At 66.2% G+C, this 24,046-nt stretch carries 21 protein-coding genes; 8 read left to right on the top strand and 13 right to left on the bottom strand.

Going from position 1 to position 24,046, the window contains the following annotated elements; genetic code table 11:
- Window positions 1-72 precede the first annotated feature (72 nt).
- Window positions 73-3,126, bottom strand: a complete 3,054-nt coding sequence (locus ACODSM_RS01135; protein WP_488804053.1) for a bifunctional diguanylate cyclase/phosphodiesterase — start codon at window positions 3,124-3,126, stop codon at window positions 73-75.
- A 222-nt stretch (window positions 3,127-3,348) separates the two neighbouring features.
- Here ACODSM_RS01135 and ACODSM_RS01130 point away from each other — a divergent pair, with 222 nt between their 5' ends.
- The gene (locus tag ACODSM_RS01130) at window positions 3,349-3,903 is read left to right on the top strand and encodes an adenine phosphoribosyltransferase (RefSeq protein ID WP_295936371.1); all 555 of its coding nucleotides are present in this window, start codon (window positions 3,349-3,351) and stop codon (window positions 3,901-3,903) included.
- Window positions 3,904-3,972: 69 nt separating this feature from the next.
- Here the strand turns inward: ACODSM_RS01130 and ACODSM_RS01125 are convergent, their stop codons facing one another.
- The 7 genes from ACODSM_RS01125 to rpmH all read right to left on the bottom strand — a co-directional run bounded on the left by ACODSM_RS01125 (window position 3,973) and on the right by rpmH (window position 9,846).
- Window positions 3,973-4,938: a hypothetical protein gene (locus ACODSM_RS01125; RefSeq protein ID WP_488804052.1), complete on the bottom strand. Its 966-nt coding sequence runs from the start codon at window positions 4,936-4,938 to the stop codon at window positions 3,973-3,975.
- A gap of 111 nt (window positions 4,939-5,049) precedes the next feature.
- Complete coding sequence (locus tag ACODSM_RS01120) at window positions 5,050-5,541, bottom strand: Crp/Fnr family transcriptional regulator (protein ID WP_043565827.1); 492 nt, start codon at window positions 5,539-5,541, stop codon at window positions 5,050-5,052.
- Window positions 5,542-5,622: 81 nt separating this feature from the next.
- Entirely contained in the window at window positions 5,623-7,044 is a 1,422-nt protein-coding gene (gene mnmE / locus ACODSM_RS01115) for a tRNA uridine-5-carboxymethylaminomethyl(34) synthesis GTPase MnmE (protein ID WP_488804051.1), read from the bottom strand.
- 91 nt (window positions 7,045-7,135) lie between these two features.
- On the bottom strand, window positions 7,136-8,848 hold the full coding sequence (gene yidC, locus ACODSM_RS01110) for a membrane protein insertase YidC (protein ID WP_488804050.1): 1,713 nt from the start codon (window positions 8,846-8,848) through the stop codon (window positions 7,136-7,138).
- Window positions 8,845-9,138: a membrane protein insertion efficiency factor YidD gene (gene yidD, locus ACODSM_RS01105; RefSeq protein WP_082522278.1), complete on the bottom strand. Its 294-nt coding sequence runs from the start codon at window positions 9,136-9,138 to the stop codon at window positions 8,845-8,847. Before yidD ends, yidC begins: the two co-directional genes overlap by 4 nt.
- Complete coding sequence (locus tag ACODSM_RS01100) at window positions 9,135-9,638, bottom strand: ribonuclease P protein component (protein ID WP_488804049.1); 504 nt, start codon at window positions 9,636-9,638, stop codon at window positions 9,135-9,137. The genes yidD and ACODSM_RS01100 overlap by 4 nt, the downstream gene beginning before the upstream one ends.
- Before the next feature lie 73 nt (window positions 9,639-9,711).
- Window positions 9,712-9,846, bottom strand: a complete 135-nt coding sequence (gene rpmH, locus ACODSM_RS01095) for a 50S ribosomal protein L34 (RefSeq protein WP_005798102.1) — start codon at window positions 9,844-9,846, stop codon at window positions 9,712-9,714.
- A 387-nt stretch (window positions 9,847-10,233) separates the two neighbouring features.
- Between rpmH and dnaA the strand changes: the two genes are divergently transcribed.
- The 5 genes from dnaA to ACODSM_RS01070 all read left to right on the top strand — a co-directional run bounded on the left by dnaA (window position 10,234) and on the right by ACODSM_RS01070 (window position 16,748).
- Window positions 10,234-11,658: a chromosomal replication initiator protein DnaA gene (dnaA, locus tag ACODSM_RS01090; RefSeq protein ID WP_116748426.1), complete on the top strand. Its 1,425-nt coding sequence runs from the start codon at window positions 10,234-10,236 to the stop codon at window positions 11,656-11,658.
- A gap of 167 nt (window positions 11,659-11,825) precedes the next feature.
- A complete protein-coding gene (dnaN, locus tag ACODSM_RS01085) occupies window positions 11,826-12,944 on the top strand; it encodes a DNA polymerase III subunit beta (protein ID WP_015011829.1) in 1,119 nt (372 codons plus the stop codon).
- Window positions 12,945-13,099: 155 nt separating this feature from the next.
- Entirely contained in the window at window positions 13,100-15,718 is a 2,619-nt protein-coding gene (gene gyrB, locus ACODSM_RS01080; protein ID WP_108498571.1) for a DNA topoisomerase (ATP-hydrolyzing) subunit B, read from the top strand.
- A gap of 98 nt (window positions 15,719-15,816) precedes the next feature.
- Window positions 15,817-16,338 (top strand): GNAT family N-acetyltransferase, encoded by a 522-nt coding sequence (locus ACODSM_RS01075; RefSeq protein WP_488804048.1) that lies wholly within the window; start codon window positions 15,817-15,819, stop codon window positions 16,336-16,338.
- Entirely contained in the window at window positions 16,335-16,748 is a 414-nt protein-coding gene (locus ACODSM_RS01070; protein WP_488804047.1) for a YkgJ family cysteine cluster protein, read from the top strand. The genes ACODSM_RS01075 and ACODSM_RS01070 overlap by 4 nt, the downstream gene beginning before the upstream one ends.
- Window positions 16,749-16,826: 78 nt before the next feature.
- Here ACODSM_RS01070 and ACODSM_RS01065 read toward each other — a convergent pair whose 3' ends face one another.
- From ACODSM_RS01065 to ACODSM_RS01045, 5 genes are all read right to left on the bottom strand, one after another.
- Window positions 16,827-18,467, bottom strand: coding sequence for an AMP-binding protein (locus tag ACODSM_RS01065; RefSeq protein WP_488804046.1), 1,641 nt, complete (start codon window positions 18,465-18,467; stop codon window positions 16,827-16,829).
- 47 nt (window positions 18,468-18,514) lie between these two features.
- Window positions 18,515-19,837 (bottom strand): serine hydrolase domain-containing protein, encoded by a 1,323-nt coding sequence (locus ACODSM_RS01060; protein WP_488804045.1) that lies wholly within the window; start codon window positions 19,835-19,837, stop codon window positions 18,515-18,517.
- 71 nt (window positions 19,838-19,908) lie between these two features.
- The gene (locus ACODSM_RS01055) at window positions 19,909-20,481 is read right to left on the bottom strand and encodes a thioredoxin family protein (protein WP_488804044.1); all 573 of its coding nucleotides are present in this window, start codon (window positions 20,479-20,481) and stop codon (window positions 19,909-19,911) included.
- 37 nt (window positions 20,482-20,518) lie between these two features.
- Complete coding sequence (locus ACODSM_RS01050; RefSeq protein ID WP_488804043.1) at window positions 20,519-21,241, bottom strand: cytochrome c biogenesis CcdA family protein; 723 nt, start codon at window positions 21,239-21,241, stop codon at window positions 20,519-20,521.
- Window positions 21,238-21,750, bottom strand: a complete 513-nt coding sequence (locus tag ACODSM_RS01045; protein ID WP_488804042.1) for a DUF2147 domain-containing protein — start codon at window positions 21,748-21,750, stop codon at window positions 21,238-21,240. The genes ACODSM_RS01050 and ACODSM_RS01045 overlap by 4 nt, the downstream gene beginning before the upstream one ends.
- 179 nt (window positions 21,751-21,929) lie before the next feature.
- Here ACODSM_RS01045 and ACODSM_RS01040 point away from each other — a divergent pair, with 179 nt between their 5' ends.
- Window positions 21,930-22,697 (top strand): response regulator, encoded by a 768-nt coding sequence (locus tag ACODSM_RS01040; RefSeq protein WP_488804041.1) that lies wholly within the window; start codon window positions 21,930-21,932, stop codon window positions 22,695-22,697.
- A complete protein-coding gene (locus tag ACODSM_RS01035; protein WP_488804040.1) occupies window positions 22,694-24,013 on the top strand; it encodes an ATP-binding protein in 1,320 nt (439 codons plus the stop codon). Before ACODSM_RS01040 ends, ACODSM_RS01035 begins: the two co-directional genes overlap by 4 nt.
- Window positions 24,014-24,046: the final 33 nt, after the last annotated feature.

The following is a 24,046-nucleotide window of genomic DNA, read 5'->3' as shown; positions in this document are numbered from 1 at the left end:
CACCCCATTTGAATGAAATCGGCCTGTAGCGCTAGTGCAATATGCACAGACAGCTACACATTTGATAGCAAACTACAACAGCTCTGCAGGCCCAGGCCGCCCGAACAGGTAGCCCTGGAACTGGCGGCAGCCGTTGCGCAGCAGGAAGCTGCGCTGCCCTTCGGTTTCCACGCCCTCAGCCACCACGTCCAGGCCAAGGCTGCGGGCCAACGCGATGATGGTGCAGGCGATAGTGGCGTCGTTGGGGTCGGTGAGCACGTCGCGCACAAAGCTCTGGTCGATCTTGAGCTGGTCCAGCGGCAGGCGCTTGAGGTAGCTGAGCGAAGAGTACCCGGTGCCGAAGTCGTCGAGCGAAAAGCCCACCCCCAGTGTGCGCAGCGCCTGCATCTTGAGGATGCTGTCCTCCACGTCGTGCAGCAGCAGGCTTTCGGTGAGTTCGAGCTTGAGCAGGCGCGGGTTGGCAGCCGCATCACGCAGCGCGGCCAGCACCTGCTCCACAAAATCGGGCTGGCGGAACTCCTGCGCACTCACGTTCACAGCCAGCGTCCACGCAGCCGTCGCCGAGGCGCTGGCCCACTGGGCCAGTTGGCGGCAGGCCAGGGCCAACACCTGGCGGCCCAGGGGCAGGATAAGCCCGGTCTGCTCGGCCAGCGGGATGAAGTCGGCGGGCGAGACCATGCCGCGCTGCGGGTGTTGCCAGCGCACCAGCGCCTCGGCACCGAGCAGGTGGCCGGTGGCGTCCACCACCGGCTGGTAGTGCAACAGAAACTCGTTGCGCGCCAGACCTTGTCGAATGTCCCCCTCCAGCGCCGAGCGGGCCGACGCAGCGGCCTGCATGGCGGGGTCAAAAAAGCACAGGGTGTTGCGCCCCTGCGCTTTGGCCTGGTACATGGCCAGGTCGGCGCGCTTGAGCAGCTCCTGCACCGGCTGCTGCGCGTCCTGGAACAGCGCGATGCCAATGCTGGGCGTGCTGTGCATGTCGCAGCCGTCCACCACATAGGGCTGGTTCAGTGCCACCAGCACCTTCTGCCCCACGGCCTCGGCCTCGGCGGCGGCCTCGGCCTCCTGGTGGTGCAGGCCTTGCACCACGACCACAAACTCGTCGCCCCCTAGCCGCGCCACGGTGTCGGTGGCCCGCACGCTGGCCCCGATGCGCGCGGCCACCTGCACCAGCAGGCGGTCGCCCCACTCGTGGCCCATGGTGTCGTTGATGCCCTTGAAGTTGTCCAGGTCCAGGAACAGCAGCGCGCCATGGCTGCCGTCGCGCTGGGTGGTGGCGACAGCGCGTTCTAGCCGGTCCATCAGCAGCCGGCGGTTGGGCAGGCCGGTGAGTTCGTCGTAGAACGCCAGGCGCTGGATCTCGGCCTCGGCCAGCTTGCGCTCGGTGATGTCGCGCGCCACGCCCCGGTAGCCGGTAAAGCGCCCCTCTTCGTCAAAGATGGGCTCGCCGCTGATCGACACCCACACGGGTTTGCCGTCCTGGGACAGGCGCTGCATCTCGAAGTCATGAAAGACCTGGTGCGCCTCCAGCTGCTTGCGGTGTTCGCGCCATTGCCCCTCGGAGACGAAAGTGTCGGGCAGCTCCCAGCGGGTCAGGCCATAGTGCATCTCGTCGGGCACACCCTCCGAGTGGTACGGGTTGCCGTCCAGCCGCACAAAGCGAAACTGGTCGTCCTGCTCCCAGTACCAGTCGGACGACAGGTCCGTCAGGCTGCGCCAGCGCGCCTCGCTCTGGCGCAGCGCCTCCAGTGTGCTCAGGTAGTCGGTGACATCGGTGAACGTGCGCACGCGCCCGCCGGGCTCCAGGGCGCGGGTGCGCACCTCGATGTAGCGGCCCTTGGGCGTGCGCCGCACATAGCTGTCAGGCAAAGGCATCTGGTTGCCATGGGCCGCGTACTCCGAGGCCACATAGTTGCGCGCCATGGGCTCGATGAGCTGGAAATTGGGACCGAAGTCGCCCCGCTCGGTCTGAAAGCGCACTACCTCTTCCACCAGCGGCTGCTGGGCCAGCAGGCTCTCGGGCAGGTCCAGCAGCTCCAGGTAGCGCTGGTTGTAGACGCGGATGCGCCCCTCGGCGTCCACATTGGTGATGCCCTGGGAGATGTTGTCCAGCGTGCCTTCAAGGGCGCGGGTCTTCTCGGCCAGCAGGGCGCTGGTGCGGGCCAGTTCGGCCTCGACATGGCTGCGGGCCAGCTCGGCGCGGCGGGCAGTCTCCAGCTGGCCGATCGTGCTCAGCAAAGGCTGCAGAAATTGCACGTCGGCGTTGGAGTACCCGCTGCTACGGTTGGCCAGGCCCACCATGGCCACCAGTTCGCCTGCGGCGTGGATGGGCAGGCCCAGGTAGGTGCGCAGCGTGGGGTGGCCGGGCGGCGTGCCCGCGCTGCGCGGGTCGTGGTTGGCATCGTTGCTGATCACGGGCTCACCCGACACCAGGGCCGCGCCCACCAGCGAATGCTGGTTGTCGAACACCATGCCGTCCTCGGCATGCTGGGCATAGCGCTGGCGCGAGGCCTCGTCCCAGCTGATGTCGGTCATCGCGTGCACACGCAGGTAGGGGTGCCCGTCATCGGCCCGCTGCACCTGGCCCACGAGGCCGAACGCGCTCTGGGTCAGCGTCATCAACTCGCCCAGCAGCGCCTCGAACGCCGCCCGGGGGCCCGAGCTGGCAATGAACATGCCCTGGGCCCGCGAGATGGCCTGCAGCAGCCGGTGCTGGCGCGCCAGCATGGCCTCGGCCGCGCGGCGCGCGCGGGCGCTGGAGCTGCGCTCGAGCACCGCCTCGATCTGCGCGGGCAGGGTGAGCAGGTAGTCCAGCGCCGGGTCCTGCACGGTGAAGTCGTCAAAGCCGTGGCGCATGGCCTGCGCCGCGTGGGTCTCCGCCCCCATGCGCACGATGATGATGGCCGGAACGCCGTCGAGCAGCTGCAGCAGGTCAAAGGCCGAGCCGTCCATGGTGCGCTGGGCCGCCAGCACAATGTCGGGCCGGTGGCGCAGCAGATGCTCGCGCGCCTCGGTGATGGACTCCACCACGTCCACGCTCCAGCCCGACCAGGGGTCGGCCAGCGCCCCCGCCACGGCCTGTGCGTGGGGGTGATCACTCTCGATCAGCAGGACGGAGATGGGCATGGGCCGATCGTCGTGGGGGTTGGGGCACCGCCCGCCACAGGCGGCGCGCAGTTTGTAACGCCAGTGAAACACATTATGGCGTCTGGTGCAGGCGCGCGCGGGGACGGCCGGGCTGTTTACACTCTCGCACTTTCCGAGCCCCGCGCCACCGGCCAGCCCCTTGCGCGCACAGGCATTGGCCCCCGTCCGGGCCGCCTCACCGTCATCACTCCCACACCCGCCATGCAGCCCCTCAGCGTCAACCAGTACCTTCGCCAGCACATCCGCACCGTCCCCGACTGGCCCGCGCCCGGCGTGCAGTTCCGCGACATCACGCCACTGCTGCAAGACCCGAAAGTGTTCCGCGTGCTGATCGACGCGTTTGTGCACCGCTACATGGACAAGGCGCTGCGCCCCGATGTGGTGGCAGGCCTGGACGCGCGGGGCTTCATCCTGGGGGCCGTGGTGGCCTATGAGCTGAATGTGGGTTTTGTGCCCATCCGCAAGAAAGGCAAGCTGCCCTTCACCACGGTGGAAGAGACCTATGAACTGGAGTACGGCAGCGCCACGGTGGAGCTGCACACCGACGCCGTGAAGGCCGGCGACCGCGTGCTGCTGATCGACGACCTCATCGCCACCGGCGGCACCATGATGGCCGGCAAAAAGCTGCTGGAAAAACTGGGGGCCACCGTCACCGAAGGCGCCGCGATTGTCGATCTGCCCGAGCTGGGCGGATCACAGCGCCTGCGCGATTCGGGCCTGCCGCTGTACACCCTGGTGGACTTTGCAGGGCACTGACCCGGGGCCTTGGCATGGGTGCACGGCCCCCTCAGGGCGTGCACCACATGACCTTTGGTGACCTTGGGCTCAGTTGAGTTCGCCGTACTGCGTGCTGCTGAGGTCGGGAGCGGGGCTGTCAGCACCGGGCATTTCGGTGTCTTCAAAACCCGTGGGCTGGGACGGGGGCAGCAGCGGGCCGGAACGCACGGGCACACCTGGCTTGGCGGCCGCGGCCGTGGCCGCTGACGACCCTGCGGCGTTGGCTAGCGCGCGCTTGAACGCGGCCACCTCGTCGGCCTCGATGGGTTCAAAGCGGGCAGAAGAGGGCTGCCGCGCTGCGGCCAGCGGTGCGGGTGCAGACACGAGGGGCGCGGGGGCCGACACCGCGCCGAGCGGGCGGCGCGCAGCCAGCGGGGCCGCTGCCGGCGCCAAAGGAGCTGGAGCAACCGGTGCGGGTGCAGCCACAGCGGGGCGTGCACCTGCCAGGGGAGCGGGCGATGGGGTCAGGGGTGCCGGGGCCGTCGCCGCAACGGGCGGGCGGCGCACCGCTGAGGAAGCCGCTTGCAGTGGCAACGCAGCGCCTTGGGGCGCCACGCCCTTTTGCGGAATGCCCACCGCCACATGGTCGTTGATGCGCCAGTACACGGCTGTCACCAGAATATCGTAGCGTGTTTTGGCGGTCTGGGCGATGAGGGCCTCGATCTCGCTCAGGCGAACCGTCTCGCCGCCGTATTCGCGGGCCAGGTCCATCATCACCAGGAACTGGCGGCCGCGCTGGTCGAGCGACAGCACCTTGAATTTGTAGCTGGCCGACAGCACGCCCGCGCGCACCATGGCATCGCGCACCACCGTGTAGAGCAGCTCGCGGCGCTCCATGCGCTCATTCTTGCGGTTGGCGGCGTGCTCGGGCGGCTGGGGCTCCACGAGTGGCTTGCCCTGGCGCCCCGGTTGCAGGGGCACGGTGGCGTCGGCGTTGAACAGGCCGGAGGGCTCGGCCGCTGCGCGGGGCTTGGCGGGAGCGGGTTTGCGGCTGAACCAACTGAACAGGGACATGGCTTGCTTTCTTCGGATGGTGCCTGGACAAAATCCAAATCGAGTGTAACGCGCCATCCCCCCGCAGAAGGCGGGTGAAGCCCGAGGAAAACCCCCGACAGGGCCTGCCTGTCAGGTGGCCGCAACGCGGCGGCGGCGGTTGCCCAGGCGCTTGGCCAGCACAGCCCCTGCGGCCATGGCCAGACCCAGGGCAATGGCGGGCTGGCGGTTGGTCAGCTCGGTGAAGCGGATGGCTGTGAGGCTCCACAGCTTGCAGGGCGCGCTGGCCTGCACGGTGGCGCTGCGTGCGCGGTGCGAGAAGAAAGCGCCTTCGCCGACCACCGAGCCTGCGCCCACAATCGCCAGGCGCAGGCGTTCTTTTTCGTCCTGGTAGTGCACGCTCAGGCTGCCGCTCTCGACCAGATACAGGGTGCGGTCCGTGGCGCCCTGGCTGAAGAGCACCTGGCCGGCGGGCAGCACCACCGGCAGCAGGTAGGACGACAGCACCTCCCACTGGGCGGCCGTCAGCGGGTTGGTCATGCTGTCCTCCGCCGTGGTCTGGGCAATGGCGTCGATCAGACCTTTGAGGTCCACCTTAGAGGCAACGGGCATGGGAACATTCATGGTCCGCCGAAAGTAACCCTGTTACAGATCGGACACAAGCGCTGTTTACGTCCGTTTACAAGATAGGGCGACCAACGGTCGTTATTTACCGATACAGAAGCTGGAGAAGATCACGCCCAGCAGGTCATCGGAGGTGAATTCGCCGGTGATGGCGCTCAGCGCGTTCTGCGCCAGCCGCAGCTCCTCGGCCAGCAAGTCCAGCGCCGGGCCCTGGGCTTGCAGCTGGTCGGCGGCCTCCTGCAGGTGGGCAGACACCGCCTGCAGCGCCTGCACATGGCGCGCCCGGGCAATGTAGATGCCCTCGGGCGCCGACTGCCAGCCCGCCACATCCAGCAGCAGCTTCCGCAACCCGTCCAGACCTTGCCCCGTGCGGGCCGACAGGCGCACCGCCGGGCGCTCAGGGCGGGCTGGGGCGGCCTCACCCGCCGCACAGTCCAGCTTGTTCCAGACATCGATCACGGGAATGTTTTTGGGCAGTTTTTGCCCCAAGGCGCTTTCGATATCTGCGTCGGCAGCTACATATTCAGGAGCATCTTGCCGCGACAGGTCGTGCAGGAACAGCACGGCGTCCGCTCCGGCAATCTCGTCCCAGGCACGGGCGATGCCGATGCGCTCGACCTCGTCGCTGCTGTCGCGCAGGCCAGCGGTATCGATGATGTGCAGGGGCACGCCTTCGATCTGGATGGTCTGCTGCACCTTGTCGCGCGTGGTGCCGGCAATGGGCGTGACGATGGCCAGCTCGGCCCCCGCCAGCGCATTGAGCAGCGAGCTTTTGCCTGCATTCGGCTGCCCGGCAATCACCACTTTGATGCCCTCGCGCAGCAGGGCGCCCTGGCGCGCGCGCTGCATCACCGAGGCCAGGGTTTGCTGCAAATTCGATAGCTGGCCATGCGCATCGGCCTTGCGCAAGAAGTCGATTTCTTCTTCAGGGAAGTCCAGCGTGGCCTCCACCAGCATCCGCAGGTGGATGAGCGCGTCGCGCAGGCTGTGGATTTCTGCCGAGAACGCGCCGGTGAGCGAGCGGCTGGCGCTGCGGGCTGCGGCTTCCGTACTGGCGTCAATCAGGTCGGCAATCGCCTCGGCCTGGGCCAGGTCGATCTTGTCGTTGAGGAAAGCGCGTTCAGTGAACTCGCCGGGCTGGGCCACGCGGAGGTCTGGCAGGCAGGGCTGACCCGTGGCCGGGTCCGTGGCGGCGCCCGCCTCCAGGCAGCGCGCCAGCAACAACTGCAGCACCACGGGGCCGCCGTGGGCCTGCAGCTCCAGCACATCCTCGCCGGTGTAGCTGTGCGGTCCGGGGAAGTACAGCGCCAGCCCCTGGTCGATGGCCTGGCCCTGCGCATCCCGAAAGGGCAGGTAGGTGGCCTCGCGGGGCTTGAGGGTGCGACCGCACAGCGCCTGCACCAGGGCCTCCAGCCCTTTGCCCGACACCCGCACGATGCCGACGGCCCCGCGCCCGGGGGCAGTGGCGATGGCAACGATGGGATCATGGTGGCGGGCAAGCATGGGCAGGGACTTTACAAGGTGGGCAGAAAAAAGGCCGCTTGCGCGGCCTTTGAGGGGTCAGTTCGTGGAGGTCAGCGTTGCCGCTGCCGCATCACTTGAACTTGGGCAGATTGAACTGCGGTGGCACGCCCATGCGGGTGTTGATGATCCACTGCTGCGCAATCGACAGAATGTTGTTCGTCAGCCAGTACAGCACCAGGCCAGCCGGGAAGAAGAAGAACATCACGCTGAAGATCAGCGGCATGAACCACATCATCTTGGCCTGCATCGGGTCTGGCGGCGCGGGGTTCAGCGCGGTTTGCAGCAGCGAGCTGGCCGTCATCAGCAGGGGCAGGATGAAGAACGGGTCCGGCGCGGAGAGGTCGTGGATCCAGCCGATCCAGGGCGCGTTACGCATCTCGACGCTGGACAGCAGCACCCAGTACAGCGCAATGAACACGGGGATCTGGATCATGATGGGGAAGCAGCCACCCATGGGGTTGACCTTTTCCTCGCGGTAGATGCGCATCATCTCCTGCTGCATCTGCTGCGGCTTGTCCTTCAGACGCTCACGCATCTCCATGATCTTGGGGTTGATGGATTTCATCTTGGCCATGCTGGCATAGGCCTTGGCGTTCAGCCAGTAGAAAGCGATCTTCAGCAGCAGCACCAGCGCCACGATGGACCAGCCCCAGTTGCCCAGCAGCTTGTGCAGGTTGTCGAGCAGCCAGTACAGCGGCTTGGACAGGATAGTCAGCCAGCCATAGTCCTTGACCAATTCCAGGCCGGGGTACAGCTTTTCCATCATGGTCTCGACCTGCGGACCGGCGAACAGGCGCGCGTCGACGGTCTTGGTGGCGCCGGGCTCGATGGTGCCGAGGGAGGTCAGCATGCCCACCGAGTACAGGTTGGTGTCCACCTTGCGAACGAAGGGCTCGCGCTGCACACCATCCGCCAGCAGCCAGGCAGTGGCGAAGTAATGCTGGACCATGGCTGCATAGCCATTGGCAGAGTCCTTGGGAATGTCGATCTTGCCGCTTTCGATGTCCTTGAACTCGATCTTCTGGTACTTCTTGGCTTCGGTGTAGACCGCTGGGCCGGTGAAGGTGGAGTAGAACGACGACTCGCCTGGAGGTTTGTTGCCGTCACGCACCAGTTGCAGGTACAGCTGGGGCGACACGGCGGCGCTGCCGGTGTTGACGATGTCGTGCTTGACGGCAATGTCGTAAGCGCCGCGCTTGATGGTCCAGGTCTTGACCAGCTTCACGCCACCCTGGTCCGGCGACTCGAAGCGGATGCTGATGGAATCTTCACCGTCCTTGAGTTCGCGCGGGCCGGGCACGGCCGTCATCGCGGTCTTGTGCGTGGGGAAGGTGCCGCCCACCAGACCCGTCTGCGCCACGTAGACACGCTGGGCGCTCTCGTCCAGCAACAGGAAGTTGCGGGCCTTGTCGGTCATGTCGGCGTGCTTGAGCAGCTCGGCCTGGGTGAGCGAGCCGCCTTCGCTGTCGAACACCAGGCGATACAGGTCGGTCTTGACCTCAATGCGTTCGCGTTTGGCAGGCGCAGCCGCTGCTGCGGGCTGACCGGGCACGGCTGCTGCGCCCTGCGCGACCGTTGTAGCAGCGGGCACGCTGGTGGCTGGCACGCTGGCGGCCCCGGTCGCACCGGAGGCCGCGCCTGCGGCAGCAGCAGGCGCTGTCACAGCGGGCGTGGTCGGGAAAAAGGTGGCCTTGTTGCCGTTGTGCAGCTGCCACTTGTCCCACAGCAGAACCATGGAAAAGCCAAAAATCACCCACAGGATGGTGCGGCGAATGTCGTTCATGAAGACTTCTTTGGTGAGGATGGGGGAGTGGTGGAAGGGGTGAGCCTGGAGAAAAGCCGCAGGCTGCGCGGCAGATCTTGCGGGACCGGATCATGGCCCCCGTCACACCAGGGGTGGCAGCGTACCAGCCTGCGCACCGTCAGATAACTGCCTGCTGCAGCGCCGTGCTGCTCCAGCGCCTGCAGCGAATAGACCGAGCAGGTCGGCTCAAAGCGGCAGGCCGAACCCAGCCAGGGGCTGAGAAACAGCCGATAGCCTTTGACCACGCCGATCAGCAGGCGCTGCATCATGGGGCAGTCACCGGCCCTGCCACCGGCGGCACAGGCGCAGCAACCGCTGCGCCCGAATGCCGGGTGGCGTATCCGAACAGCTGCAGCAGCTCCGCGCGTACCGCCTGCTTGAGCTGGTCGGACGTGGCGCTCACGAACTGCTTGCGATCAAACGCCGAGCGCAGGCGCACCACATGGGCGGCCTGCGGCAAACGCGCCTCGAACGTGGCGCCCACGGTGTAGATCTGCCGCTTGATGGCGTTGCGCGTCACGGCACGGCGCGCCCAGCGCTTGGGCACCATGGCACCCAGCCAGACGCCAGGAACGACAAACAGGGCCTGCGGCCCTTGCGTGTGCGGCAAGGAGCCGGGCCCTGTGGGTGCAACAGTAGCTGCTTGGCTGGCCATTGCGGTGCTGCTGGCATCCAGTGCCAAACGGTGCAACGCAAAATGTGCCGTGCGGGAGACAGTGCCTCCCGCCATGGCAGCCTGGAACTGCGGCCGGGTTTTTAGCCTGTGCATGCAAGCGCCCCGTTTGGAACCTGGCGGTACAAACCGGGAACAGGCGGGGAGCAGGCCGTAGACCGTAACGGCCTTAGACGGCCAGGCGCTTGCGGCCCTTGGCGCGGCGTGCGTTGATAACGGCACGGCCGCCGCGGGTCTTCATGCGGACGAGGAAACCGTGGGTGCGCGCGCGGCGCGTCTTGGAGGGCTGGTAAGTACGTTTCATGGTGCTATTCCTTGAGGTTCAGTTCCGGACTGCTGCTCTTGAACCCCCTGCAATCTGCACACCCACACTATGTATGAAACATCGCCTGGAGGCAGACCCACGGGGCAGAAATAACGGCGCGCCGGGTCAAATCACCCTGAACACATTCAGGGAAACCCAAAATTATCGCAGGCTTGTGGCCGACTGGCAATGCCTTTCGATGGGCAGGCCTTTACCAGCGGGTCGCGGAGGCTGCAGCGCCCGCCCCTTTCAGGCCACGTCTTCCCCGCATGGCAACCCCGGATTCCCCCGGATGACAGCCGCCTTCAAATTGTGGATAACTCCTTGACAAGCTACAATCCACCGCCTTACCCCGTTCCTCCTATCCACAATAAGAATTCCCCAGAAATGACCGAGGAACCCACCCGCAGCCCTATCAATTCGCCCGGCTCAGATGCCGGTCAGGGCCTGTGGCAAGCCTGCGTTGAGCAACTGGCACAAGACCTGCCAGAACAACAATTCAACACCTGGATCAAGCCCCTGGTGGCCCAAGTGGCCGAGGACTTCTCCAAAGTCACGCTGCTCGTGGGCAACCGCTTCAAGCTCGACTGGATCCGCGCCCAGTACGCAGGCCGCATTGCCGCGCTGCTTGAAGGCCTGTACGGCCAGCCAGTCACACTGGAGTTAGCGCTCGCTCAGCGCGAATCCGTTGCCCGTACTTACGTGCGGCCCACCGCGCAAGAACCAGCCAGCCCCGCAGCACCGGCCGAAGCGCCCTCCAGCAGCAGTGACGACGCCACGGCGGGCGCGTTCCGCAACCGGCTGAACGCCGCCCTCACGTTCGAGACGCTGGTGGAAGGCACGGCCAACCGCATGGCGCGCTCGGCCGCCATGCACGTGGCGGGCATGCCCGGCCACCTGTACAACCCGCTGTTCATCTATGGCGGCGTGGGCCTGGGCAAGACCCACCTGGTGCACGCTGTGGGCAACCGCCTGCTGCAGGACAAGCCCGACGCCAAAGTTCTCTACATCCACGCCGAGCAGTTCGTGTCGGATGTGGTTAAGGCGTACCAGCGCCGCACCTTTGACGAATTCAAAGAGCGCTACCACTCGCTCGACCTGCTGCTGATCGACGATGTGCAGTTCTTCGCCAACAAGGACCGCACGCAGGAAGAATTCTTCAACGCGTTCGAAGCCCTGCTGGCCAAGAAGTCGCACATCGTGATGACGTCAGACACCTATCCCAAGGGCTTGGCCAACATCCATGAGCGGCTGGTCTCGCGCTTCGACTCGGGCCTCACGGTCGCCATCGAGCCGCCCGAGCTCGAAATGCGCGTGGCCATCCTGATCAACAAGGCGCGCGTCGAAGGCACCGAGATGCCGGAAGAAGTCGCCTTCTTCGTGGCCAAGAACGTGCGCTCCAACGTGCGCGAGCTCGAAGGCGCGCTGCGCAAGATCCTGGCGTACTCGCGCTTCAACCAGAAAGAGATTTCGATCCAGCTCGCCCGCGAGGCGCTGCGTGATCTGCTGTCCATCCAGAACCGGCAGATTTCTGTGGAAAACATCCAGAAGACGGTGGCCGACTACTACAAGATCAAGGTCGCCGACATGTACAGCAAGAAGCGCCCGGCCAGCATTGCCCGCCCGCGCCAGATTGCGATGTACCTGGCCAAGGAGCTGACGCAAAAGAGCCTTCCCGAGATCGGAGAATTGTTTGGCGGGCGCGACCACACCACCGTTTTGCATGCCGTGCGCAAGATTGCGGGCGAGCGCCAGCAGCTGACCGAGCTGAACCAGCAGCTGCACGTGCTGGAGCAGACGCTGAAAGGCTGATGCCCCATGCGCTCCCTGAGGCTGGTGTCTGTAAGAACTTGTTCATTGCGCCCCCAAGAAGGTGAACAGCCGCTTACAGGGCAAAATGACGGATTGGGCAGCAGGGGGGGCACCACCCGTGCCGCTGCCGACGCACCGGTTTAGAAAATCCACAAGAGGTTGATGACATGATCGTCCTGAAGGCAACACAAGACAAGGTTCTCGCGGTTCTGCAGTCCGTGGCTGGCATCGTCGAGCGCCGCCACACGCTGCCCATTCTGGCCAATGTGCTGATCCGCAAGACGGGCAATGCCCTGCAGCTGACGACCAGCGACCTCGAAATCCAGATCCGCACCACCGCCGAACTGGGCGGCGACACCGGCGACTTCACCACCACCGTGGGCGCGCGCAAGCTCATCGACATTCTGCGCACCATGCCCGGTGACCAGACCGTGAGCCTCGAATCGGCCCAGTCCAAGCTCATCCTCAAGGGCGGCAAGAGCCGCTTCACGCTGCAAAGCCTGCCGGCTGAAGACTTCCCGCTGGTGCAGGAATCCGCCGCCTTTGGCCCCGTGTTCGCCGTGCCGCAAAAGACCCTCAAGGACTTGCTCGGCCAAGTGTCGTTTGCGATGGCGGTGCAGGACATCCGCTACTACCTCAACGGCATCCTGTTCGTGGCCGAGGGCAAGACACTGAGCCTCGTCGCCACCGACGGCCACCGCCTGGCCTTTGCCAGCGCCACGCTGGATGTGGAAGTGCCCAAGCAGGAAGTCATCCTGCCGCGCAAGACCGTGATCGAACTGCAGCGCCTGCTGAGTGACGCGGGCGGCGAGAACCAGCCACACATCGAGATGCAGTTCGCCAACAACCAGGCGAAGTTCACGTTTGGCGGCATGGAGTTCGTCACCAAGCTGGTCGAGGGCAAGTTCCCCGACTACAACCGCGTGATCCCCAAGAACCACAAGAACAGCGTCACCCTGGGCCGCGCCCCGCTGCTGGCCAGCCTGCAGCGCACGGCCATCATGACCAGCGACAAGTTCAAGGGCGTGCGCCTGAACCTGGAGCCCGGCACCCTGCGCGTGGCGTCCAACAACGCCGAGCAGGAAGAGGCCGTGGACGAGCTCGACATCGACTACGGTGGCGACACCATCGAGATCGGCTTCAACGTGACCTACCTCATCGACGCCCTGGCCAACATGGGCCAGGACATGGTGAAGGTGGAGCTTTCGGACGGCAACAGCTCTGCGCTTCTGACCATCCCCGACAACGACAGCTTCAAGTACGTCGTGATGCCCATGCGCATCTGAGGCGGCGTGACACCCGCCCTGCTTCACAGTTGCATCGCCACACCGCAACCGCTACTGTATTGATAGCTGCAAGCGCATATTCAATATGCGCTTGCGCCCAATTTGACCATTGAACATATTGGAAACCCCGGTTTCCACGGATCCCAAGGCCCACCATGACCGTTGACAACAACATTCCCTCCGAGCCCGAATCCTCCGGCGTCTCCGGCCATGTGGAGCCCACCGTCAACAAGATCGACACCAACCAGGCCGGCGCCAGCGAAAGCTACGGCGAAGGCGCCATCACCATCCTCGAAGGCCTGGAGGCCGTGCGCAAGCGCCCTGGCATGTACATCGGCGACACCAGTGACGGCACCGGCCTGCACCACCTGGTGTTCGAAGTGGTCGACAACTCCATCGACGAAGCCCTGGCCGGCCACTGCGATGACATCGTCGTCACCATCCACACCGACAACTCCATCAGCGTGACCGACAACGGCCGTGGCATCCCCACCGGCGTGAAGATGGACGACAAGCACGAGCCCAAACGCTCGGCGGCAGAAATTGCCCTGACCGAACTGCACGCGGGCGGCAAGTTCAACCAGAACAGCTACAAGGTGTCGGGCGGCCTGCACGGCGTGGGCGTGAGCTGCGTGAACGCACTGTCCAAATGGCTGCGCCTGACCGTGCGCCGCGAAGGCAAAGTGCACCAGATCGAATTCGCGCGCGGCTTTGTGCAAGACCGCTTGCTGGCCACCGTGGACGGCTTTGAAGTCAGCCCCATGAAGGTGACCGGCGAGACCGAAAAGCGCGGCACTGAAGTGCACTTTTTGCCCGACACCGAGATCTTCAAAGAGAACAACGACTTCCACTACGAGATCCTGGCCAAGCGCCTGCGCGAACTTTCGTTCCTGAACAACGGCGTGCGCATTCGTCTCAAGGACGAGCGCAGCGGCAAGGAAGACGACTTCTCGGGCGCCGGTGGCGTGCGCGGCTTTGTCGAATTCATCAACAAGGGCAAGACTGTTCTGCACCCCACCTCGTTCTACGCCGCAGGCGAGCGCCCGGCCGAGAGCTACGGTGGCATCCCCGGCACGCACATCGGCGTGGAAGTGGCCATGCAGTGGAACAGCGCGTACACCGAGCAAGTGCTGTGCTTCACCAACAACATCCCCCAGCGTGACGGCGGCACCCACCTCACCGGCCTGCGCGCCGCGATGACCCGCGTCATCAACAAGTACATCGAAGAAAACGAGCTGGCCAAGAAGGCCAAGGTCGAAGTCACTGGCGATGACATGCGCGAAGGCCTGTGCTGCGTGCTCAGCGTGAAGGTGCCCGAGCCCAAGTTCAGCAGCCAGACCAAGGACAAGCTGGTGTCGAGCGAAGTGCGCGCCCCGGTGGAAGACATCGTGGGCAAGCTGCTGACGGACTACCTGCAAGAAAAGCCCAACGACGCCAAGATCATCTGTGGCAAGATCGTCGAGGCCGCCAAGGCCCGGGAAGCCGCCCGCAAGGCCCGCGAAATGACCCGCCGCAAGGGCGTGCTCGACGGCATGGGCCTGCCCGGCAAGCTGGCCGACTGCCAGGAAAAAGACCCCGCTCTGTGCGAGATCTACATCGTCGAGGGCGACTCCGCCGGCGGCTCTGCCAAGCAGGGCCGCGACCGCAAGTTCCAGGCCATCCTGCCCCTGCGCGGCAAGATCCTGAACGTGGAAAAAGCCCGCTACGAAAAGCTGCTGACCAGCAACGAAATCCTCACGCTGATCACCGCCCTGGGCACCGGCATCGGCAAGGCGGGCGGCACCACCGGCGGCGACGACTTTGATGTGGCCAAGCTGCGCTACCACCGCATCATCATCATGACCGACGCCGACGTGGACGGCGCCCACATCCGCACCCTGCTGCTGACCTTCTTCTACCGCCAGATGCCCGAGCTGGTCGAGCGCGGCCACATCTACATCGCCCAGCCGCCGCTGTACAAGGTCAAGGCGGGCAAGGAAGAGCTGTACCTGAAGGACGCCCCCGCGCTCGACGGCTTCTTGCTGCGCATTGCGCTGAACCACGCCAGCGTGACCACCGGCGGCGCCAACCCACAAACCCTGACCGGCGACACCCTGGCCGAACTGGCGCGCAAGCACCAGATCGCTGAAAGCGTCATCGCCCGCCTGGGCAACTTCATGGACGCTGAAGCCCTGCGCGCCATTGCCGACGGCGTGAGCCTGAAGCTCGACACCGTGGCCGATGCCGAGGCCAGCGCCGTGGCTCTGCAAGCCAAGCTGCGCGAGTTGAACACCACCGGCGCGCCCGCCGAAGTGGCCGGTGAATTCGACGCCCGCACCGACAAGCCCCTGCTGCGCATCAGCCGCCGCCACCACGGCAATATCAAGAGCAGCGTCATCACGCAAGACTTTGTGCACGGCGCCGACTACGCCGCCCTGGCCGAAGCCGCCGAAACCTTTCGCGGCCTGCTGGCCGAAGGCGCCAAGGCGATGCGCGGCGAAGGCGACAAGCAGAAGGAAGAAAAGGTCAGCGACTTCCGCCAGGCCATGAAGTGGCTGATTGCCGAAGCCGAACGCACCACCAGCCGCCAGCGCTACAAGGGCCTGGGCGAGATGAACCCCGAGCAGCTGTGGGAAACGACGATGGACCCCAACGTGCGCCGCCTGCTGCGCGTGCAGATCGATGATGCGATCGAGGCCGACCGCGTGTTCACAATGCTGATGGGCGATGAAGTCGAGCCACGCCGGGATTTCATCGAAACCAACGCTTTGCGGGCGGGCAATATCGACGTCTGATCGATCACTTGATCGTCACGGCTGCCCTCTGCCGCCGCCAGCGTATTCGGAAGGCCACCCTCGGGTGGCCTTTGTGCCCTTTGCCTGAGCTTCTTCGCATGACCCAACTCGCCATCCGCCCTGCCACCATTGACGACACCGACCTGATCCTGCACTTCGTGCGGGAACTGGCGATCTATGAGAAGGCTGAGCAGGAGGCGCTGGCCACCCCCGCGCATGTACACCGCACGCTGTTCTGCGCCAATCCCAAGGTGCATGGTCTGATCTGCGAGGACGGCGATACCCCCGTGGGCTTCGCGGTGTACTTCTTCAACTATTCGACCTGGCAGGGCCGCCACGGTCTGTATCTGGAAGACCTGTACGTGTCGCCAGAGCACCGCGGCAAAGGCGCGGGCATGGCGCTGCTCAGGCAACTCGCACGCATCGCCGTGGACAACGACTGCGGGCGCTTCGAGTGGAGTGTGCTGGACTGGAATACACCTTCCATCGCGCTGTATGACAGCCTGGGTGCCCGCCCGCAGAGCGAGTGGATCCGTTACCGCCTCACAGGCGACGAGTTGCATGCGCTGGCGGCGCAGGCGCAGCCGCTGGACTTGCAACTGTCCAAGCCCACGCCATGAGATCCCCCATCGCCATCGTTGACGTAGACCGCCTGGACACCTGGACCCGCTACCGCGCAGGCCTGTGCGACAGCTGCGCGGCCAACTGCTGCACGATGCCGCTGGAGGTACAGCTGTCGGACCTGGTACGGCTTGAACTGGTGGACCCGTTCGAGGCCGAGCATGAAGAGATTCGCCACATTGCCAAGCGGCTGCAGAAGGCGCGGCTGATTGACCACTTCAACCACAAGAACGCGGTCTTCACGATGGCGCGGCGGGCGAGTGGGGACTGCAACTTTCTCGACCCCAAGACCCGGCTGTGCACGGTGTATGACAAGCGACCCGAGACCTGCCGCCTGCACCCGCAGAAGAAGAGCCCCAAGCCGGGTTACTGCGCCTATGGGGCTCGAGATCTGCAGCGGCGTGGCTGATGACAGACACGCACTGAGGTGGCTCGCATCTCTCATCTGCGCAAGCCCGCCACCGTCTGAAACCACCGCTGCCCGCGCTCACACCATGTCGCGCAGCTCGCGGCGCAGGATCTTGCCAACGCTGGACTTGGGCAGGGCCTCTACAAACACGATCTGCCGGGGCACCTTGTAGGGGGTGAGTGCGGCGCGGCAATGTGCTGCGATCTGGTCTGCATCCACCGGTGGCGCAGTGCCCGCCGCGCGCACCACATACAGCCGCAGCGCCTCGCCCGTCTTCTCGTCCGGCACGCCGATGCAGGCGCATTCCAGCACGCCGGGGCAGGCGGTGGCCACGGCTTCGACTTCGTTGGGAAAGACGTTGAAGCCTGAGACGATGACCATGTCCTTCTTGCGGTCCACGATCTTGAGGAAGCCGCGCTCGTCCAGTTGGCCGATGTCGCCGGTGCGGAAGTATCCGTCGCGGGTAAATGCTGCGGCGTTGGCCTCGGGCTGCTGCCAGTAGCCGCCCATGACCTGGGGGCCTTTCACGCAGACCTCACCAGGCTGGCCCAGAGGCACGGGGTGGTCCTGCTCGTCCAGCAGCAGCACGTCGGTGGAAGGCAGGGGCAGGCCGGTGCTGCCGCTGAAAGCCGTGACCGATGCGGGGTTGAAGGCCACAACGGGACTGGTCTCGCTCAGGCCGTAGCCTTCGCGGATGAACTGGCCGGTGATGGCCTGCCAGCGGGCAGAGACCGAGGGCAGGATGGCAGCGCCGCCGCCGCCCGCCAGCCGCAGGTTGGAGAAGTCCACGCCCTGCGTGCCAGGGTGCGCCGCCAGCCCGGCGTACAGCGTGTTGACCCCCATGAACACGCTGGGGCGCGCGGCGTTCAACACATCGATCAGCGCGTCCAGGTCACGCGGGTTGGGCACCAGCCAGTTGCGTGCGCCCACCGCAAAGTAGCTGATCAGGTTCACCATCAGCGCGAAGATGTGATACAGCGGAATGGCCGTGACGATGACCTCTTGCGCGGGGCGCAGGGCATCGGGCACGAAGGCCTTGAACTGCTCCACGTTGGCCACCAGGTTGCGGTGCGTGAGCATGGCGCCCTTGGACAGGCCCGTGGTGCCCCCGGTGTACTGCAGGAACAGCAGGTCGCCCCCCTCCAGCACAGGTGGCGCAAAAGGCAGGGTGGCGCCCTCGGCCAGGGCGCGCGCAAACGAGGTGGTGGTGTGCAGGTGGGCATCCACAGGCGGCCCAGGCAGGTCGGCTGCGGTGCCGTCGCCGGGCGCCACGGTGATGATGCTGTGCAGTTCCACACGGTCCTGGATGGCAGCCAGGGTCGCAGTAGACCCTGCATAGATCACCATCACCCTGGCTCCCGCGTCCTGTAGCTGGTGCTCCAGCTCCCGCGGGGTGTACAGCGGATTCACGTTCACCTGCACACAGCCCGCGCGCGCAATGCCGAGCATGGCGATGGGAAACGCCATCAGGTTCGGGCACATCACGGCAATGCGGTCGCCCTTGCGCACGCGCAGCACGTTCTGCAGGTAGGCCGCAAACGCGCAGGATTGCTGGTCCACATGCGCATAGGTCAGCGTCTGGCCCAGGCAGGTGAATGCGGGCCGGTGCGCGTACCGCTGCATGGCGGCACACAGCAGGTGCACGATGCTGGGATGGCTGTCGGGATCGATGTGGGCAGGGATAGCGCCATAGCTGGCCAGCCAGGGTTGGGGGGACATGGTGAAACGGTCCTCGTGGGGGGTGAAGCAGCAACGTGCGGGCAGGCTCAGCGCACGGCCTTGGCCAGTGCGGCAAAGGCTTGCCGGTCCAGCGCGTGGGTGAAGGCGGTGTTGGGCACGGGGTGCGTGGAGAACTTCACCACCACCAGCTCGGCCGCCGGGTTGATGTGGATGTGCTGGCCCATCAGGCCCTTGGCTTCAAAGGTGCCATCGGCATCGTGGGGTATCCACCACTGGTTGTGGTACGAGTAGCCCGCGCGCATGGCCGTGCCCGGGGCCTTGCTGAACTGGGCGGGGTCGGCCCCTTTGCGCAGCTCGGCAATGGTGGCGGGCGAGACGATCTGCTGACCGTTGAAGCGTCCGTTGGATCGCAGCATCTCGCCCAGGCGGCCCAGGTCGCGCAGGGTGGCGTTCACGCCCACGCTGGTGGCCTGGCCGCCGTTGGCGTCGGCAAACACATAGGCGTCCTCTTGCGTGCCCAGCTGGGACCAGATGCGCTCGGACAGCAGCGTGGCGTAGCTCTTGCCCGTCAAGCGCTGCAGCAGCCAGCCCAGCACTTCCGTGTCCACCGACTTGTAGGCAAATGCGGTGCCGTGCTCGCCGTCCTTTTGCACAGTGGGCAGGTGCTCGGCCATGCTCTTGGCCCCATTGCTGCCGGGGCGCGCAGGCTGCAGGCCCGCAGCGGCCAGGTACTGAAAGACACCGGAGGTGGGGTCCGCAAAGTCTTCGGCGTATTTCACGCTGGTGGTCATGTCCAGGGTCTGCTGCACGGTGGCATCGGCCCAGGCGCTGTTGGCCAGTTCGGGCAGGTAACGCACGATGCGCGCACCGGCGTCGATGGCGCCTTCCTGGATGAGCTCCGTCACCAGCAGCCCCACCAGCGATTTGCTCATGGACCACAGCACATGCGGTTGCTGCGGCTGCATGCCGATGTGATAGCGCTCGTACACCACACGGCCCCGGTGCAGTACCAGCAGGGCGTCGGTGTAGGTGGCCTTCTGCCAGTCGGCCAGCGTGGTGGGCGCGCCCTTGTCGTCGGCAAACGCCAGGGTATCGGGCAACGCGCGCGGCGCTGCGGGCAGTGCGCTGGGCGCTGCGGCACCCCGCCAGATGGTGGCCGTGGGCCCCAGTTCGCGCAGGTGCTGCGCGGCCCAGCGCACGTTGGGGTACTTGAGGATGTTGGCCAGGCGCACAATCTTATCGGGCGCCGGAGGGAAGCCCTGCATCAGCTGCAGGGTCACGGGGTTGGTGGCGTCTGGCGGCGGCAGCTGGGGGGCCTGGGCCTGGCTGGCAGGCACGACCCCCAGGAGGGTGCAAGCCAGGGCGACGGCGGTGAAGGAGGAGGTGATATGGCGAGTAAAAGAGCGCATGGTGAAAAGACCTCGGTCAAGAAACGTGGGGTGGGGAAGAACAAAAAAGGAAACGGAATCGGTCGGGCCGATCAGCCGCGCGCGGCCAGCAGCGTGCGGATCACGCCTTCGGTGCGCTCGTATTCGCCTTCGCCAAAGTGCTTGTAGCGAATGCGGCCTTGCGCATCGATGAGGTAGGTGGCGGGCCAGTACTGGTTGCTGTAGGCCTTCCAGGTGCCGTAGCGGTTGTCCTGTGCCACGGGGTGCTTGACGCCGTGGCGGCGCATGGCGGCTTCCACATTGGCGGTCGGGCGCTCGAACGGAAACTCTGGCGTGTGTACGCCCACCACGGTGAGCCCTTGGGGCGTGTATTGCTCGGCCCAGCGGTTCACATGGGGCAGGGTGCGGATGCAGTTGATGCAGGCGTACGTCCAGAAGTCAACCAGCACCACGCGGCCGCGCAACTGCGCCAGGCTCAGCGGTTCGGAGTTGAGCCAGCGCTCGATGCCAGTGAACTCCGGTGCAGCGCCCAAGTCGGGCAACGCTGCGGCGGGGCTGGCGGGGCCGGCTGCATACACCAAGCCGGGGGCCGCCAGTGCAGCGGCCATCGACGCCAGGAAAGCGCGGCGCTCGGAAAAGCGTGGGGAAGAGGGGTGCAATGTCATGGTGAAAGCTCCTTGCAATCGGGTGGGGTGTCGCCCCTTACAGGCCGCCCCAGCCCGAGGGATAAAACTGCGTGAGCCAGGCGGTGATCTGCCCATCCACCTCCCACAGCATGGCCAGCGCGACGGCAATGACCACCACGCCAAACACCTGCTGCACGCGGTGCGCATGGCGGGCAATGCGACGCACATGGGTGGCAGCAGCCTGGCCGCCATAGGCGATGGCCAGCATGGGCAGCGCTGCGCCGGTGGAATACGCGAGCAGCAGCACGGCGGTGCCTACGCCCGCAGGCTCCGTGGCGATGAGGGTGAGGATGGAGGCGAGCACGGGCCCGGCGCAGGGCGTCCAGACCGCACCGAGGCTCAGGCCCAACAGCAGCCCGCCCCAGTTGCCGCCCCCGCTGCCCATGCCCAGGCTGGCCAAGCGGTTGAGCACGCCGCCCGCATGTTGGCTGAGCCACTGGAACGGCCGGGGCCACACGGTGAGCACGCCAAACACCAGCAGCATCACGGCGGCAAAGCGGCGCAGGCCTTCTTGCGACACACCCAGCACCTGCGTGAAGCTGCTGAACAACAGCGCCACGGCCGCGAACGACAGTGCAAAGCCCAGGGCAATAAACAGCGGGCGTGTGCGCTGCGCTGAGTCGGTACCACTCACCGAGGCCCCCAGCACCACGGGCAGCATGGGCAACACGCAGGGCGCGCCCACCGTGAGCATGCCGGCGGCCACGGCCAGCCAGGGTGAGGTGGTGGCCATGGTCATTGCCCGCTCCCCTGCTCGGCCGCCGGACGGCGCCACACCTGGGTTTTGCCGAACAGCGGAATGCCCACATATGCGTGCACCAGCAGTTGTTCCGGCTCGGCCGGCGTCAGGTTGACGCGGTACGTCTTGGCGTTCTCGCGGTTGTAGATTTCGCCCTGGTACTCGCTGCTGCCGCCCTCCGCCGGGCGCAGGCCCGACAGCAGGGTCATGCCCAGCGCAGGCCGCGCGTCGGCCGCCGCCATGTCGGCGCCCGGCGCGCTCATGGAGCGGTTGGCCAGCACACGCACCACCTTGCCGCACAGGGTGTTGCCACCGGCGGGGTTGCAGGGGGCGATGTTCACTTCCAGATTGCCGCTCTCGGTGATCCAGCGGCCCAAGGGGGCTTTGGGGTGGGTTGCACCCGGTGCAGGCGCCACAGCGGCTGGCGGCGCTGCCGCAGCCTCTTGCGCGCTGGCTGCCTGCGCCAGGCCCAGGGTCAGCAGGGCAGTCACGGCGATGGATGGTTTCATGGCAAGGTCCTCGTGAAGTTCAGGAAGACCGCATTGAAGCCAGCGCAGGTATCGGCGATTTGTCTGGCCAGGGGCTTTTGGTATGCACGCTTGTCGATGCACGGTGCAGACAAGTTCAGATACATACGGGCCCGAAGTCGCCCCACCGCGCGCACGCCAAAGCCCGGACAATGGCCGCCATGACGACGCCCCCGCCCGACCACATCCTGATCGTCGATGACGACGCCGGCATCCGCGAACTGGCTGCCGAGTACCTGCAGCGCCAGGGACTGCAGGTGAGCGTGGCCGCCGACGGGCGGCAGATGCGCGAGGTGCTGGCCACGCAGCGCATCGATCTGCTGGTGCTGGACCTGATGCTGCCGGGTACCGACGGCATCACCCTGTGCCGTGAGCTGCGCAGTCCCGGCGCGCCGCCGCTGCCCATCATCATGCTCACCGCGCGCAGCGACGAGGCTGACCGCATCCTGGGCCTGGAGCTGGGTGCAGACGACTACCTGACCAAACCCTTTGCTGCGCGCGAGCTGCTGGCGCGCATCCACGCGGTGCTGCGGCGCACGCGCATGCTGCCGCCCAATCTGGCCAAGGCCGAGCCCGCGCGCCACCTCACGTTTGGGGACTGGCGGCTGGACACCACCGCACGCCACCTGCTCAATGCCACGGGCGCAGTGGTGGCGCTGTCGGGCGCCGAATACCGTCTGCTGCGTGTGCTGCTGGACCACCCGCAGCGCATCCTCACACGCGACCAGCTGCTGCAGCTCACACAGGGGCGCGATGCCGATGTGTTCGACCGCTCCATCGACCTGCTGGTAAGCCGCGTGCGCCAGCGGCTGGGAGACGACGCACGAGGCGCACGCGGCTCGCGCTACATCAAGACCGTGCGCAACGAGGGCTATGTGTTCTGCGCCGATGTGCAAGCTGCGGCAGCACCCGCAGGAGCCGCGCCATGACGCTGCGCTGGTGGCCGCGCTCTTTGTTTGGGCGCATCCTGCTGGTGATGGCACTGGGCCTGGCGCTGGCACATGCGCTGACGTTTGTGCTCGCGTTCACCGAGCGCAGCATGACCATGCGGCGGGCCATGGTGTCGTATTTCGCCAGTGACGTGGCCAGCTCAGTCGCCATGCTGGAGCGCCTGCCCGCCACCGAGCGCGCACAGTGGGTGGACCGGCTGGCGCGCCGCAACTACCGCTTTGCACTGGCCGAACCGCTGGACGCACCTGCCGACCCGTCCCAGCTCGCACGCCTGGTCGCCAGCGCTGTGGCTGCCACGCTGCCCACTGACCGCCCGGTGCAGGTGATCGACCCCCATGTGCCGGGCATCGAGCTGCGGCTGCAACTGCGCCTGGCCGACGGTACGCCCCTGGCCGTGGACATGGACGAGCCCCGGCTGCAGATATCGCCCTGGGTGCTGGGCGCGCTGGCACTGCAGCTGGCGCTGCTGGTGGGCCTGTGCGCGTGGGCCGTGCGTGCAGCCACGCGGCCCCTGAGCACGCTGGCTGATGCAGCCGATGCGCTGGGCGCCGACCGCCCCACCGTGCCGCTGGCTGAAGACGGCCCGCGCGAAGTGGTGCGCGCCGCCGTTGCCTTCAACCACATGCAGCAGCGCATCCAGGCGCATCTTCAGGAACGCATGCAAATCCTGGCCGCCGTCTCGCACGACCTGCAAACACCCATCACCCGGCTGCGCCTGCGCGCGGATCTGCTGGACGACACCACGCTGCGGGACAAGCTGCACGCCGACCTGGCCGAGATGCAGTCGCTGGTGGAAGAGGGCATTGCCTACGCGCGCTCATCGCAGGCCGTGCGCGAGCCCCCGCAGCGCGTGGACCTGCGCGCGCTGGTGGAGAGCATTGCGCGCGACTACGCCGATGCCGGCCTGCCGGTACAAGTGCTGCAGGCAGTGGATGTGACCTGCGACACCCGCCCCCAGGCCCTGCGCCGCCTGCTGTGCAATCTGGTGGACAACGCGCTCAAGTTTGCAGGCGCCGCCGAGCTGACGCTGGAGGCAGAAAGGCCAGGCCAGTGCCTGGTGAGTGTCATCGATCATGGGCCTGGCATCCCCCCGGCGGATCTCGCCGCCGTGCTACAGCCCTATGTGCGGCTGGAAGATTCGCGCAACCGGGGCACCGGTGGCACCGGTCTGGGCCTGGCCATTGCCAGCGAGCTGGCCAAGGCCCTGGGCGGGCGGCTGGTGCTGGGGCCGCGTGCAGATGGCGCCCAGGGACTGGAGGCGCGGGTGGAGCTGCCAGAGGCGCTCCCGGCATAGGCATGCGCGCCAGCGCCGCTGCTACAGTGGCCG

The sequence above is a fragment of the Acidovorax sp. FG42 genome, assembly GCF_057809195.1.
Note: the sequence above shows the minus strand (reverse complement) of the source record. Positions and strands in the feature narration are given on the sequence as shown.